Genomic DNA, 13,286 nt, shown 5'->3' on the forward strand with positions numbered 1-13,286 from the left:
TACTCTTAGAACCCAGCTATCTAGAACGTTTAACAATCGCTGGCATTCCCTGGGGCTTTTTTAGCGGTGCACCCAGAAGTGAAGCGCAATATGCACTCACAAGACGTCTTGGTCTCCAAAAGCCAGTACTTATTGCGATGGAGGATGCTCCAGGCAAACCAGACCCGACGGGTCTCTTGGCAACGATAGGGCAACTAGAACAGCAAAACCCAATTGCGCTGGAAACGCCTATTCTTTATGCCGGAGACACTGTTGCCGATATGTACACGATCCAGAAAGCTAGAGCCCGATACCCTGAACGGACTTGGATCGCTGTTGGGATTTTGCCCCCTCACGTTCAAGCCGTACCCGAACGCTGTCAGGCTTATGAACAGGCTCTTCAAGAAGCGGGTGCGGCTGTTGTTTTAAGTAATGTTCAGCAATTGACTCCAGAGCGAATTCAGCAACTGATACTCAACGACTGAAATATCAAGCTTAAAGATAAAATCTTCCTAGACCTTCGCGGCGAAAGTGGCTTACCAGTTCAACAAGAACTCTATCTAAACTTACTCATCCTTGTCCCCTGATCAGACTGATAGGTTATTTCTGCCAAGCTGGTCTACTTTACGAGTGGGTCATACCTAGAATTCATCCCCGTGTCCCATGTAGACTTTATCCACTATCTTTACCCATCCTTGCCGCACAGCGTAAATTAGCCGAGTCAGTAAATCTTCATCCTCTTGTGTGAAGGCCTGATCCAAAGGAGCCGTCATCAACTCATACCAATCAGCGAAGCTGATTTCGTGAGTATGAATCACTTTAGCAAACAACTCTGGAAGCCTACATGAGCTAGTGCTGTCTTTGTAGTTGAGTTCCCCTTGCCTTGATAACATAACTTAGTGCTTAAGTTCCGTTTGGTGTAAAGCAAAATACCATTTTAGTATTTAGTTTTTATCTTCTCAGAGATAGATGTTTTTTGGGAGCCAATCTTGTCTCTCACCTAATAAAGTCTACTAAGTTTTACGCATGGATTGAGACTGAGGGTTTTGATGGGTTCGTTTTTTAAAGTTAGGGGCAAGCTAGTGCCGATTAAAATCCGAAGTACTCATAAATTATACTTATACGTATAACAAACTGGAAAATTCTCTATTTAGAGTTTTTTAAGTAATTGTTGAAAAACTTAAGCATATTGTTAAAATAGCCGCCCTTTATCTCTATTTTTAAGGATTTTGTCTTGATGATTGTTTACAATCATAAGTTTTTACAGAACTCAAATAATTAAAGAGTATATAAAACAAGAGACTCTTCTGTCAGTGTCTCGTTGAATTCGCCTTATCATTTTCTGTAAATTCATCGAGTTCTCATTCAATTTTGTTCACTAATCTTCAGGGTATGAGAAGAAACGTTAAAAAAATTTACTTCGCCTTGATGCTAATCTTAGTGAGGATTCCTATTTTGTGCCAGGTTTACTTCATTGAATCAACGATCGCGCAGTTATTCTCTCAGGTTATTCAAAGAGGCCAGCTAACCCTTAAAGATCGCTGTGTGTTAATGACAGCAATTTTAAACAATTCGCTGTGTCAAGAAGAGGAAATTTTAATTAATCGGCTGTTGCACTCGGTGCGCCGAGGAAGATTACAGGTTATAGATGAATAATCATCTTATGAATCGGACGTGATTGAAGAAGGCAGAAGAAGGAAGGCAGAAGGCAGAAGGTTCTATTCTTTTATGAGATTCAAGCCCCTCTTGAACGGGAGCCAGTGAGCAAAGCTCACAGGGGGCTTGTACCAAGAGTTCCCTGTCAGTCGCTAGATGGCTCGTGAATGACGGCTTGGGATAAATCCCTTCTGCCTTCTGCCTTTTTTGGTCAGAGGGAGAATCCAACCATTAATCTTCCTCCACTCTCCCGACTCCTTGCCGTTATCTCAAGGTTAAGAACTTCTCCAAGGCTGCAACCATCACCGGAGGCCAACGACGAATCGTTTTGACCCACTCTAAGTCTTTATAGCGACGGTCGAGACCAACAACTGCCGCCCAATTGCTCTCGGCTTCACCCCGTTTTCCTTCCTCCCACAAGGCGGCGGTTAGTGCAGCTCGTACATCAGGAAATTGGGGGTATTTGCGGATAATATTGCGTAGGGTGCGAAGGGCTTCTTGTTTCTGACCCGTTTGATAGAGGGCGAGGGCGTAGTTAGCACGAGCAAAGGCAAAATTGGGTGCTAAATCTGCCGCTTTTTGATAGCCTGCGATCGCTTCTTCCCATTTGCCCTGTCCGGCTTTGGCATTCCCCAAGTTGTTGTAAGCCATTGCATCAAGAGGGTCGAGTTCCAGTACTCGCTGGTAATCTGCGATCGCTTCTTCCCACTTTCCCAACCCTTCGTAGGCTGTGCCACGATTCAGATAGGGGTCGGGTGCATTGGGAGCCAACTTGATCGATTGATTGAAATCTGCGATCGCCTCTTTTAACTTATTCTGACTCACCCTAGAATTTCCTCGGTTGCTCCAACCGACGGGATTATCTGGCAAAAGCTCAATTAGCTGAGTCCAATACCCTTCAGCCGTGGGAAAGTCACCTTTATCTGTAGCAGCAAACGCTTGCTGCCTGAGTTCATTGAATTGCTGCACCTGAACTTCAGTCAAATCAGATGCCTGTACCTCCTGCGCCATCACTGGCGATACCATCACTAAACCCGCAATCACGACAACAAGCAGTACACTCAGAACTCTCAAAAACCAGCGAATCATTAGAATGCTTTTTCCTTTCTTCTTATATCAAATTGCATTGAGTTGTCACTCTGAGTTAGGAGTCCAGAGAAAACCACTGACAGTTTACCGCCCGATTTTGGATTAAATACGATTTTTGGTACAAGCGGCTAACTTTAGCGATGGCATAAATCCAAAATCCAAAATCTAAAATTGAATCAGCTTCTACTCCAAGCCCAAATGCTTTCGAGCCGCTACTGTAGCAACGCGACCACGAGGAGTCCGGTGTACATAACCAATCTGTAAAAGATAAGGCTCATAAACTTCCTCAATCGTTTGAGCATCTTCTCCTGTTGCCGATGCCACAGCCTCCAAACCCACAGGCCCCCCATTGAATTGTTCAATCATCACACTCAGTACGAGCCGATCTGTCCAATCTAAACCCATCGGGTCTACATTAAACACTTCTAGCGCTTCTGCGGCAAACTCTTTGTTAATGGGTGAAACTTTATTGACCTGAGAATAATCTCGCACCCGCTTTAAAAGTCGGTTAGCAATTCGGGGGGTTCCACGAGAACGACGGGCTATTTCTTCTGCACCCTCTTCAGTCACAGATACTTTGAGAACCTCGGCGGTTCTTTTTACAATTAAAGTAAGTTCATCAGTTTCATAGAAGCGCAGGCGTTGAATCAAGCCAAAGCGATCGCGCAAGGGTGAAGTGAGCGACCCAACCCGCGTTGTTGCTCCTACTAACGTAAACTTCGGCAAAGGGATACTGCGAGTCTTAGCCGTTTGACCCTTACCAATAGTAATATCTAAGCGATAGTCCTCCATTGCCGGATACAGCAATTCCTCGGTCATCCTCGACATTCGATGGATTTCGTCAATAAATAAGATATCTCCTTCTTTAAGGCTGCACAGGATGCCCATAATGTCTCGCGGACGCTCTAAGGCCGGTGCTGCCGTAATTTTGCAATTCACCCCCATCTCTGTCGCCAAAATCAGCGACATGGTGGTTTTCCCTAATCCGGGCGGGCCATACAACAAGAGGTGATCTAATGCCTCGTTTCTCCCTTTTGCTGCTTGAATCGCAATTTCCAAAACACTCTTTAATTCTTTTTGCCCAATGTAGTCAGCCAACCGTTGCGGTCGGATACCTTCTTCCTGGTTTCCCGTTTCATCCGCCATTGCCGTTGCCAGCAAAAGGTCTGGGTCTTCTGTCTCAGGTTTCCGGAAATTGTTACGGCGACCCTTACCCTTGGATTTTTTGCTGGACTGAGGTTGCCGATCTGGTTCTTGAGACTGTTGTTTAAAGGAGGTTATCGCCATAATTAAGCCATTCGTTCTGAGTGAGCTTCCTCTAAGCCAGAGAATGATGAGAGCATGGAGGACTACTAACTGAATCGCTAAGGACACTCAAGCCATGCTAGCTAAACGAATCTTACCTTGCTTAGATGTGAAAGCCGGACGGGTTGTTAAAGGTGTTAACTTCGTGGATTTAAAAGACGCAGGCGATCCAGTAGAGTTAGCTCAAGCTTATAACGAGGCAGGAGCCGATGAACTGGTGTTTCTCGATATCACCGCTACCCATGAAGACCGGGAGATTATCATCGATGTAGTCTATCGCACCGCAGAACAGGTATTTATCCCCTTGACAGTGGGCGGAGGGATTCAATCCTTAGAAATGATTAAACTATTGTTAAGGGCTGGGGCGGATAAAGTCAGCATTAATTCCTCCGCTGTGCGTAATCCAGACTTTGTTAACCAAGCTAGCGATCGCTTCGGAAATCAGTGTATCGTGGTTGCCATTGATGCGCGACGCCGTCAAGACCCCAATAATCCAGGCTGGGATGTCTACGTCCGAGGTGGACGAGAAAACACAGGGAAAGACGCCATCTTATGGGCTAAAGAAGTGGAGCAACGCGGTGCTGGCGAACTCCTCGTGACTAGCATGGACGCAGATGGAACCCAAGCGGGGTATGATTTAGAACTGACACGCACCATTGCCGAACAAGTGCAAATTCCTGTTATAGCGTCCGGCGGCGCAGGGACTTGTGCTCACATTCATGAAGCACTCACCGCAGGGAAAGCTGAAGCCGCGCTATTAGCCTCTCTGCTGCATTACGGGCAACTCACTGTATCAGAAATCAAAACCTATCTGGAATCACAGCACGTCCCTGTGCGATTAACGTAATACGAATTTATCCCATTGTTCGGGATGGTTAAATTTTGTTATACCGTGTCACACCACTGTAATCTGTGCAGCCCTCAAAGCGGCTGCTAGAATAGTGGATGCTGTTACATTTCGTAATTTATGTTGATTTTTATTTTAATACTTGATGTCGCTTTAGTGGCTTGGTCACTGCACCTAATGCAGGAAGCCTTCGACACTCAAGAGTTCTCTCTTATGTTAGCTGGCACTCTGGTCGCCATGTCAGCTGCCGCGATGTTAGTGGTTTATTTCTTGATGGGGAGCTATGTTGGCTATCTAACCCACATGGCTCAATCCTCCAGCCTGCTTTATTGAAAAACGCACGTTGCGCCCCTAGGACTTGACGAAGCGGAATTATCGAGCTATCGTAGGATACGCAGCACGGGGTTATAGCTCAGTTGGTAGAGCACCTCAATGGCATTGAGGGGGTCAGCGGTTCGAATCCGCTTAGCTCCATGAATAGAATTAACGAAGAAGCGACCGTTTTTTAACAAGACTGTCGCTTGTTAGTGGTTTTCAGTTCTATCCGTCAGATCCAATCCGGGTTAAGTGGAATGTCACTGACTTCAGGGGAATAGCCCTGACTTACGCAAGAAGTAGTCGTTCTTGATGAAAAAAACCCAGATTGGGGGGTTTCCCCCCAAACCCCCCACTGGGGGACGGAGTGCCTCCCCCAGACCCCCTGCACAAGGGTTGGTTGGTGAGCCAGGATAAGTTTTTAAGTCGAATGGCACTGATTTAAGCGTTTGTAGTAAGCGCTTTAGCGCTTCTGGCACTGAAGTGCCGACTACGAACCGATATTATTGATGTCTTATGTTCAACTCATTTGAGCCATATTCCGCCTAATCCCTACTCCGCTGAAGGCACTGGCGGCTCCTCCTTCACCCGCCGGATGGGGAGATTGGCAATTAAGGCCGTTACTCTTTGATTACTCTCTAAAGAAATTTCTAGTCCCTCGGTATCAATTTCGACATAGCGAGAGACCACTTCCAAGATTTCATTGCGCATCTTCTCAATCATTTTAGGAGTGAGGTCGGCGCGATCGTGGGCGATGACGAGTTGGAGGCGGCGTTTAACTTCCGCCCGACTGTTACTGGCACCAGTCCAGGGGAAGAGTCGTTCTAGAAGTTCGCTAATCATGGGGCTTGTAGGAGGAGTGAATCTGCATTATAGAGGTGGAGAAGGTAGAAGAGTAACTGTTGGGGGTTGTATATGAAGTTGTTTAAATTTCAGAACTTAGGGCGGGTAATGGTGACGCCGCCCCTGCAAAGCTCAACGTTTAACCGCGAAATAGGCGGCGGATACGGCTGATGAGGTTATCGTGTTCTGCCATCAAGTCGAGAAAGGGAATCTTTTCCCCTTCTAAACGCCTTGCAATGTTGTTCATGGCAATTCCAGGCAGGGAAACATGTTCCCCTAAGACTAAGGGTTCGCCCCGGTTGCTGGAAATGATCACCCGTTCATCGTCGGGGATGATGCCGATTAAAGGGACAGCCAGAATTTCTTGCACATCCTGTACCGACATCATTTGATCCGCTTGCACCATTGCAGGTTTTAGGCGATTGACAATCAGGTGAATTTTCTTGATGCCTTGGGCTTCCAGTAAGCCGACAACGCGGTCAGCATCCCGCACAGCGGCAATTTCTGGTGTTGTGACAATCAAGGCTTCTGAGGCAGCCGCGATCGCATTTTGAAACCCCGATTCAATCCCCGCCGGACAATCTACCAAAATGTACTGATACTTCGCAGCTAACAAGCTCAGGAGCTTTTTCATTTGAGCGGGCGTCACGGATTCCTGCATCCGGCTTTGAGCTGCCGGGAGCAGAACAACTCCCTCCTGCCGCTTGTCCTTTACCAAAGCCTGTTCTAAACGGCATTGACCGGCTAGAACATCAATGGCAGTATAAACGACCCGATTTTCCAGCCCTAACAGCAAATCTAAATTTCGCAGTCCAAAATCCGCATCCACCAGGGCAACAGTACGACCACAGCGAGCGATCGCCATCCCTAAGTTAGCAGTTACAGTAGTTTTACCCACCCCTCCTTTGCCAGAGGTGATGACAATAATACGGCTCATGAATTCAACAACAAGTGGGTCTTAGCAAAATCAGTAGCTCTGGCTATGCGAATTCCTTCTGAGGTCACATAAGCCACTTCCGGATAAAACTGCTCCGGTAGCGTCCCTGGTGCCCTTGCTACAGCATCCGCAATCCGTAATTGGGTTGGTTCCATCTGGAGTGCCATGATCCGGCACGCTCGATTGCCATTAGCTCCGGCATGAGCCACTCCTCTCAGACGCCCCCAGATGAAGATATCTCCTGCTGCGATTACTGCGCCGCCCGGATTGAGGTCCCCTAATATAACAATAGTGCCTGGATGACGAATCTCAACACCCGATCGCACTGTTAATTGCAAGTATAGGGGTTCTGTGAGCAATTCGGTCGGTTCAGCAGCCTGGGCTTGAAGAGAATAGGTGGGCGGTTGTTGTTCCACTGAGTAACCAGCCGTAGCCGCCGCTACAGCGGTTTGTCGTCGCGTCGTGTAGACTCGCTGAAGCTGAAGCTGGAGTTCCAACAGAGCATCTGCGATCGCCTGTAGCTTCAGGGCATCCAACAATTGGTCTTGAGCCATCAGATGCACAGGGGTGTTTTCCTGCCAAAAGCGCTCACCGCCATTCAGGCGCTGCTTGAGTTGCTGCCATAGATCAAACCAATTGGCGGCACCGGGCATTTCTGATTCCGGTGGCAAGATTAACTGTAGTCGTTCCCCATCCCGTTTCAAGCGGACTTGGGAGTCAAAATCCACTATCGGGTCGTTTGGGGAAACTGTTGGTATCATTGAGTCACTTTCGGAAACTGTTGATATAGGTAATTGTTGGGCCGAATCAGAAGTCATGCAACAACAGGGTCTTACGTCGGATGAGTCCGACTAAACTAAACGACATCGTACCTTAAGAGCAGGCTTCGGTCGAGAACCTGCCAAGTTTAGAGCGACTTTCCAATGAATAGACTAAAGGCAAACCTCTCTCCTACTCTTGAGAACGGCTTTGATTGTCTGGGGATTAGGTCTAATGATTGGGGTTCATACAACTGAAAACGGCTGTAAGGGGCGCTGACTTGAGAATAATTCACGATTGCGATCGCGTATAGGGAGAAATCACACGACTCGATGGTTGACTTGTTAACAGGATCGAACCATCCGGCAATATTGCCCCACCTAAATCAGCGCCAGTCAAATCGGCTCCTCTCAAATCGGCTCCACTTAAATCCGCTCCTCGCAGATTTGCCTCTCGCAGGTTCGCCTTCACTAGGTTAGCCTCATTCAACTCTGCCCCTCGCAAATTGGCTCTACTTAAGTCTGCCCTGGATAGATTTGCTCGGGTTAGGTTAGCACCCTCTAACACGGTTTTATGCAGCATTGCCTCACTCAAGTTGGCTCGGCTTAAGTCTACATCTATCAGGATTTGTTCGCTCAGGATGACACCCCGAAAATCACGTTCTCCTGCCGCGTACTGCTTCAGCAATTCATCAAGCGGGATTTTAATCGACTTCAGCTTCTCTAAAAGTTGCCTCTTTGCATTAGAGGTGAGAGGTTGGGGTTTGTAATCAGTGGTACGTTCAGAGAATTTCATATCTTTATATTCCCAAGTAATTTATAGATTTAATGCTCAGACTTTTCTTTCCGTTTTCTGTTGAGGGAAATCATCAATAGAGATTGAACTATATCCGTTTAAAACGTGATATAGTATTCAAGAATTTGTGATTGAATTAATTTCTCAATGTGATGCATATCACAGTCTCGAACTGTTCCCTACAGTCCGCTAACCCAAATCAATTCAAGCGTCCAAATTCAAATAAGCCCTTCCCGACAATCAGGATATCGGTAACCGAAGGGGACTAGGAGGTTGGCGTTGGAGACTGAGAACCAATGTGCAATAGGCAATCTCTGAGTGGAAAAAAGTAAGTATAGCACAATTAATTTTTGGGGCACGATTTAATCGTGCCCTTATCTTCTAGTATAGATAAATCTCCAATGCTCTAGCCTCTGCCTTTTTGCAGGAAACGATGGGCGATCGCATACCGTTAGGGTGAATTTGTTCCTACCTGACTCAACCGTTGGTAAGTCGTCGCTAAGGCGTTAGCATCCCCTACATTTCCGGGGAATAGTACCACGGGTAAGTTGGGAAATTGAGGATGGTCAATGGGTGTGCGTACAACCGAGCAACCTGGGATAATTTGACCTAGTAGTCGTGCTGACCTTAAAGCCAAACCTGTACTCAAGACATCATTGGAGGTAATGCCTCCCTTACTAATTAAAAAGCCAATATCGGTCGGCAATCCGCGCACGATATCCATTAATAAGGCTGAAACCGCTACTCCAAACTCTAGCCGTGTTTGCACATCCTTAAAGGTGAGTTCTTGGCGACTGGTGTAAACGACTGGTGTCTTTCCGGCAGAGTGAATCTCTTGGATGCGATCGCACATTTTTGACAACAGTTCACCCCGTTGCGTTTGGGACTCATCCAATAAATGCGACACATCCACCTCGACACCCACCACTCCCGGCGCTTGCAGGAGTCGCTCTAACTGTTGGGTTGTCTTTTTAACGTGAGAACCCACAATCACAGCACCGGGTTTTCCCTGGCGCACATATTGAGCCATATCAGCGGCGGCGACTGGCTGTGGTTGAAGACTTGCCAGCGAGGTTAAGATGCTGGCAGCACTGCGAAATAGGAAGCGTTTACCCTGTGCAGCAGCGGTTAAAATATCGGCTGCAAACTGGTCTAAATCGGTTTGAGTCTCCCCATCGACAACACAACATTGATTAGAAGTTAGGTTCTGGAGGCGCTCTAAGCTCCCCTTGCGGATATCTTCCAGCAAAAATCGCTCAACAGCCTCAGCCTTAATACGACCTTTAGTTTTCTCTTCTACATAATCCGGCAAATAGCTGTGGTGATAGCCAAACACGGAATCTTTGGCAAATTCAGTTTCGTGTACGGGGGTGGGGACGCCATCAATGATCAGGTAATGGATGCTCTCGCGGGTGACACGTCCTCCTTCAAAGAAGGCAGGGACTAGGAAATGAGCGTCAAATGGCCCAACTTCTTCGGCAATTACATCGGTTTCTACGGGATAATGCCCCCGCAGCGTGGAGTCTGAACGACTGACAACCAGGAAATCCTCTATTCCTTCGGCATCTAAGGCGATTTTGAGGTTATGGCAGACTTCTCTGGTTACGTCTGCCGCTTGTTCTGGGGTGAGTGCCCTGGTGTTGGTGAGGACAAAAAAGATGGGTGAGTCATCCCGGAGTCCCAGCCGTAAGGTTTCGACATCCCAGCGCATCAGCAGTAGGCAACTGTGGACGGTTTGGGAACCAGTGGGGTCATCATCCAGAACAATAATTTTAGGGTTTGTGGTCATTTTTTATAGAAGAGTGAGTAAGAATTTCCATCCATATTGAGTTTTACCTGGAAGAGCCCCCTACATCCCCCTTAAAAAGGGGGACTTTCACCGCATCCGGCTTCCAAAAATCACTTGGCTGTCAGGTTGTGAGTTTGCTGGTGGCAGTAGATCATAGAGGTATTCTAAGTTTTTATACGTGTCTTTACCTCCTTGTGACCGAGGGATTCGATGATGAATGTGTAACTCTTCACCGTTGAAATAGTCAATGAATTCAAGAATACGGGTTTTGAGATCAGCAATACTTGTGAAACTGGCACGTCTGAGTTTAAGCAGTCCATAATTAAGTGCCATTTGCAGGCACCTGGGTCAGTGGCGATGGTTTATTGCACATGAGTGATATAGTCTAGTTCTGTACGAGTATCGCCAACCGTGGACTAAATTACCTGTCCACTGACTACATCTGTAGAATCTGTTAGAACAAGCCCTTCATACTCTGGAACTGGAATTGTCGGATTTAGTGGAAGAAGCGACGAGACATCAAAAAGATTAAGGGATTGTTAGCATACATTGTCCGCTAACATACTCTCCACCTTCATCCCTCTCCTGCGTCCCGTGTGCAAACCTGACATGCTCCCATTGAGAACCCCTATATATGGAGAATTTAACCCAACAAACTCTACCTCTCATGAGGTTTATCTATATTTTTAATTCATTAAAGAAAAATAAACAGACTAACTAATAAACGAGGCGACGGGTTCTCCCATTTCATCAAGCAATGAGATTCCCCGCCACGTTGTGAGTGATACTATCCAAGCGCTCTTATCGGTCTGAGTACTCTGACGGATGTTGCTACACCCCGCGAATTCAGCCTTACCGCAATCCGAGAGCCAGCTCTCAGACCCAGCCGATTGATGACTCGCCGACTAATGGTAATGTTTCTAGTTTGACCGTTAGACTGGGCAAACTCTACTGTTTGACCACTAATACTATTGATAGACCCGGCAAGTTCTCCTGCTTGTGTTGCTTGACTTAGCAAGAATGTAGGCGACTTTTGCGCATCTAAATTGATAGCGCTCGCTGGATAGGCTGAGACTGCCGAAATCAACATTGGCAGCATCATGCCTGTGAATAATGCTCTTGTCTGAATCCTCACGCTCTCCTCACTTTTCCGATTCGATAACTCGACACCAACCTAACAACAACAATTTGGGTTGGCAAGACTTTTCCTGTAAAATAATATTTGGATAAAATCTATGTATTATTAGTACTGCTAACTTTTAAAATCATCCGGAAACAAATAATATAATTCTGGAACATGGGTTATGCTTTGGCGATAGAGCAATCATTTTTTAAATATTTTTTTGCCACAAATTAATGAAGGATGCCCAGAAGTAAATTTCAAGTAACAGGCTTAATGCTGCTCGGCTTGAGTTTCGTGAGTTTCCTAGTCAGTTGTCAGTCCCCAACAACGACACACAACCCTGCAAAAAGCACGACGGCAATCAGCCAACGTCAACCTCAGCACCCACAGCCGGCTTCTAAGCAGCCTCCTGTGAAAAAGCCATCGGTTAAGCGTCCCTCTCAGGCGATCAATCCAAAAAGTCTGACGAAGGGTACTCACTTAGTGATTAAGCTGCGCGATCGCCGAGTCTATGTGTATAAGAATAAGAAATTGAAAGTCACTTACCCGATCGCCGTGGGCAAAGCGGGATGGGAGACGCCCACCGGTAACTATAAAGTAATGGATAAACAGCGCAATCCAGTCTGGGAAGAGCCTTGGACGGGCAAGGTCATCCTGGACGGGCCGAATAATCCCCTAGGCTTAAGGTGGATCGGTTTTTGGACGGATGGACGCAACTCGATTGGTTTTCATGGTACTTCTGCCGAAAACTTAGTGGGGCAGGCGGTTTCTCACGGCTGCATCCGGATGCGGAATCGAGATATCGTTGCCTTGTACGAGCAAGTCAAACTAGGTACACCTGTTACAGTGAACCCTTAAGAAAACTCTATTGACATCCTCGCCGTCCTGGAAGGACGACGATTCCTCACCACGCCGAAACCTACGAATAGGAGAACGGTCGCTGAATGGGGTTGACGCTTCACGGATCGTTGCTTGCAGACAAGTCTTACACAATCTCCACGTCCGTTTTAAATCTCGGACTGCCCGCCCGCGATTAAAGTTGATGAACAAAATATTTAGTTTTTTTTAGTGCCTTCAGGTCGGATCGTCCGTTGCCCGAATGGTTCTTTTCCTCTTACTGTCTCAGGCCCGGTTTCACAGCCTATGAGCTGGTATATCGCTGCAAGATGAGGTGGGAATTTCAACCAAAAACATTATACCAAAAGCCGTCCTGGAAGGACGGGGCTTGAATCCCATTATTTGGGTCAAGTTTGAGTTGTCTTCTACCCCTCGGATAATATGTACTCCCAAAGAGCGATCGCTTCAATTTTTCGACGCATGTAGCCTAAACTAAAAACACGGGTTGGCATCTAATTGCTACATTTCAACGTCTCAAAGCTAAGCGGGTGTATATATTAAGTCAGATAACCGATACCTGAAACTCTGTCAGCGGTTGTAAGTCTTGTGAGTATCGAAAACGCTTTACTCGCTTAATTTTGGCTGGCTTAGAGTAGAAGAATTGAAGTGTAAACTACCCGCCACCAAGCTACTCACCTTCGGTTCGATATATCCGCGCTGATTATAATGGGGGTCTCCACGGGGGAAGACAGATGAAAACTCTATTTAAACAGACAAACCCAGATCGACCCCTAGGCGGACGCTACAGAATTATTAGTGAGCTAGGAGCGGGTGGGTTCGGTCAAACCTTTCTAGCCCAAGACCTGCATTTACCAGATCATCCCCAATGTGTTGTCAAACAGCTCAAGCCTCAGGTTAGTGATGCAGCCAGTTTTGAAACGGCAAGACGCCTCTTCGATATAGAAGCGAGAGTCCTCTACAGGCTGGGCGACCACGACCAGATTCCTCGGCT

The 13,286-nt window shown here is 46.9% G+C and carries 15 protein-coding genes, 1 tRNA gene and 1 pseudogene; 7 read left to right on the plus strand and 10 right to left on the minus strand.

Features of this window, described 5'->3' with window-relative positions; all coding sequences use genetic code 11:
• Window positions 1-464 (plus strand): HAD-IA family hydrolase (locus V6C93_RS17310; RefSeq protein ID WP_333477917.1); only part of this gene is annotated, 464 nt, incomplete at its 5' end.
• 156 nt (window positions 465-620) lie between these two features.
• Here the strand turns inward: V6C93_RS17310 and V6C93_RS17315 are convergent.
• On the minus strand, window positions 621-872 hold the full coding sequence (locus V6C93_RS17315; RefSeq protein WP_333477918.1) for a hypothetical protein: 252 nt from the start codon (window positions 870-872) through the stop codon (window positions 621-623).
• Between the two features lie 499 nt (window positions 873-1,371).
• Here V6C93_RS17315 and V6C93_RS17320 point away from each other — a divergent pair, with 499 nt between their 5' ends.
• On the plus strand, window positions 1,372-1,635 hold the full coding sequence (locus V6C93_RS17320) for a hypothetical protein (RefSeq protein WP_333477919.1): 264 nt from the start codon (window positions 1,372-1,374) through the stop codon (window positions 1,633-1,635).
• Window positions 1,636-1,899: 264 nt separating this feature from the next.
• Here the strand turns inward: V6C93_RS17320 and V6C93_RS17325 are convergent, their stop codons facing one another.
• Together V6C93_RS17325 and ruvB are read right to left on the minus strand one after the other, a co-directional pair.
• Window positions 1,900-2,724, minus strand: coding sequence for a tetratricopeptide repeat protein (locus V6C93_RS17325; RefSeq protein WP_333477920.1), 825 nt, complete (start codon window positions 2,722-2,724; stop codon window positions 1,900-1,902).
• A gap of 183 nt (window positions 2,725-2,907) precedes the next feature.
• The gene (gene ruvB / locus V6C93_RS17330; protein ID WP_333477921.1) at window positions 2,908-4,011 is read right to left on the minus strand and encodes a Holliday junction branch migration DNA helicase RuvB; all 1,104 of its coding nucleotides are present in this window, start codon (window positions 4,009-4,011) and stop codon (window positions 2,908-2,910) included.
• A 94-nt stretch (window positions 4,012-4,105) separates the two neighbouring features.
• Between ruvB and hisF the strand changes: the two genes are divergently transcribed.
• The 3 genes from hisF (at window position 4,106) to V6C93_RS17345 (ending at window position 5,350) form a co-directional block, all read left to right on the plus strand.
• A complete protein-coding gene (hisF, locus tag V6C93_RS17335; RefSeq protein WP_333477922.1) occupies window positions 4,106-4,876 on the plus strand; it encodes an imidazole glycerol phosphate synthase subunit HisF in 771 nt (256 codons plus the stop codon).
• Between the two features lie 120 nt (window positions 4,877-4,996).
• A complete protein-coding gene (locus tag V6C93_RS17340; RefSeq protein WP_333477923.1) occupies window positions 4,997-5,209 on the plus strand; it encodes a hypothetical protein in 213 nt (70 codons plus the stop codon).
• 68 nt (window positions 5,210-5,277) lie between these two features.
• Window positions 5,278-5,350 (plus strand) — tRNA-Ala (locus V6C93_RS17345).
• Window positions 5,351-5,743: 393 nt separating this feature from the next.
• Here the strand turns inward: V6C93_RS17345 and minE are convergent.
• The 7 genes from minE to V6C93_RS17380 all read right to left on the minus strand — a co-directional run bounded on the left by minE (window position 5,744) and on the right by V6C93_RS17380 (window position 11,449).
• Entirely contained in the window at window positions 5,744-6,034 is a 291-nt protein-coding gene (gene minE, locus V6C93_RS17350) for a cell division topological specificity factor MinE (RefSeq protein ID WP_333477924.1), read from the minus strand.
• Between the two features lie 139 nt (window positions 6,035-6,173).
• Window positions 6,174-6,971 carry a septum site-determining protein MinD gene (gene minD, locus V6C93_RS17355; protein WP_333477925.1) on the minus strand — a complete coding sequence of 266 codons (798 nt, stop codon included), beginning with the start codon at window positions 6,969-6,971 and terminating at the stop codon, window positions 6,174-6,176.
• On the minus strand, window positions 6,968-7,789 hold the full coding sequence (gene minC / locus V6C93_RS17360) for a septum site-determining protein MinC (RefSeq protein WP_333477926.1): 822 nt from the start codon (window positions 7,787-7,789) through the stop codon (window positions 6,968-6,970). The genes minD and minC overlap by 4 nt, the downstream gene beginning before the upstream one ends.
• 232 nt (window positions 7,790-8,021) lie before the next feature.
• Entirely contained in the window at window positions 8,022-8,525 is a 504-nt protein-coding gene (locus tag V6C93_RS17365) for a pentapeptide repeat-containing protein (RefSeq protein WP_333477927.1), read from the minus strand.
• A 451-nt stretch (window positions 8,526-8,976) separates the two neighbouring features.
• Window positions 8,977-10,314: a four-carbon acid sugar kinase family protein gene (locus V6C93_RS17370; RefSeq protein WP_333477928.1), complete on the minus strand. Its 1,338-nt coding sequence runs from the start codon at window positions 10,312-10,314 to the stop codon at window positions 8,977-8,979.
• 87 nt (window positions 10,315-10,401) lie between these two features.
• The gene (locus V6C93_RS17375) at window positions 10,402-10,647 is read right to left on the minus strand and encodes an HNH endonuclease (RefSeq protein ID WP_333477929.1); all 246 of its coding nucleotides are present in this window, start codon (window positions 10,645-10,647) and stop codon (window positions 10,402-10,404) included.
• Between the two features lie 454 nt (window positions 10,648-11,101).
• Window positions 11,102-11,449 (minus strand): hypothetical protein, encoded by a 348-nt coding sequence (locus tag V6C93_RS17380; RefSeq protein WP_333477930.1) that lies wholly within the window; start codon window positions 11,447-11,449, stop codon window positions 11,102-11,104.
• 228 nt (window positions 11,450-11,677) lie between these two features.
• Between V6C93_RS17380 and V6C93_RS17385 the strand changes: the two genes are divergently transcribed.
• Both V6C93_RS17385 and V6C93_RS17390 read left to right on the plus strand, forming a co-directional pair.
• On the plus strand, window positions 11,678-12,295 hold the full coding sequence (locus V6C93_RS17385; RefSeq protein ID WP_333477931.1) for a L,D-transpeptidase: 618 nt from the start codon (window positions 11,678-11,680) through the stop codon (window positions 12,293-12,295).
• 731 nt (window positions 12,296-13,026) lie between these two features.
• Window positions 13,027-13,286: pseudogene (locus V6C93_RS17390) on the plus strand (serine/threonine protein kinase); the annotation flags it as partial.

It is taken from the genome of Allocoleopsis sp., assembly GCF_036703385.1.
Lineage (GTDB): Bacteria > Cyanobacteriota > Cyanobacteriia > Cyanobacteriales > Coleofasciculaceae > Allocoleopsis.

Bases quoted from the DNA above. Each gene is read 5' to 3' on its own strand.
- V6C93_RS17315 (WP_333477918.1), bottom strand. From the start codon at position 872: ATGTTATCAAGGCAAGGGGAACTCAACTACAAAGACAGCACTAGCTCA.
- V6C93_RS17320 (WP_333477919.1), top strand. From the start codon at position 1,372: ATGAGAAGAAACGTTAAAAAAATTTACTTCGCCTTGATGCTAATCTTA.
- V6C93_RS17325 (WP_333477920.1), bottom strand. From the start codon at position 2,724: ATGATTCGCTGGTTTTTGAGAGTTCTGAGTGTACTGCTTGTTGTCGTG.
- ruvB (WP_333477921.1), bottom strand. From the start codon at position 4,011: ATGGCGATAACCTCCTTTAAACAACAGTCTCAAGAACCAGATCGGCAA.
- hisF (WP_333477922.1), top strand. From the start codon at position 4,106: ATGCTAGCTAAACGAATCTTACCTTGCTTAGATGTGAAAGCCGGACGG.
- V6C93_RS17340 (WP_333477923.1), top strand. From the start codon at position 4,997: ATGTTGATTTTTATTTTAATACTTGATGTCGCTTTAGTGGCTTGGTCA.
- minE (WP_333477924.1), bottom strand. From the start codon at position 6,034: ATGATTAGCGAACTTCTAGAACGACTCTTCCCCTGGACTGGTGCCAGT.
- minD (WP_333477925.1), bottom strand. From the start codon at position 6,971: ATGAGCCGTATTATTGTCATCACCTCTGGCAAAGGAGGGGTGGGTAAA.
- minC (WP_333477926.1), bottom strand. From the start codon at position 7,789: ATGACTTCTGATTCGGCCCAACAATTACCTATATCAACAGTTTCCGAA.
- V6C93_RS17365 (WP_333477927.1), bottom strand. From the start codon at position 8,525: ATGAAATTCTCTGAACGTACCACTGATTACAAACCCCAACCTCTCACC.
- V6C93_RS17370 (WP_333477928.1), bottom strand. From the start codon at position 10,314: ATGACCACAAACCCTAAAATTATTGTTCTGGATGATGACCCCACTGGT.
- V6C93_RS17375 (WP_333477929.1), bottom strand. From the start codon at position 10,647: ATGGCACTTAATTATGGACTGCTTAAACTCAGACGTGCCAGTTTCACA.
- V6C93_RS17385 (WP_333477931.1), top strand. From the start codon at position 11,678: ATGCCCAGAAGTAAATTTCAAGTAACAGGCTTAATGCTGCTCGGCTTG.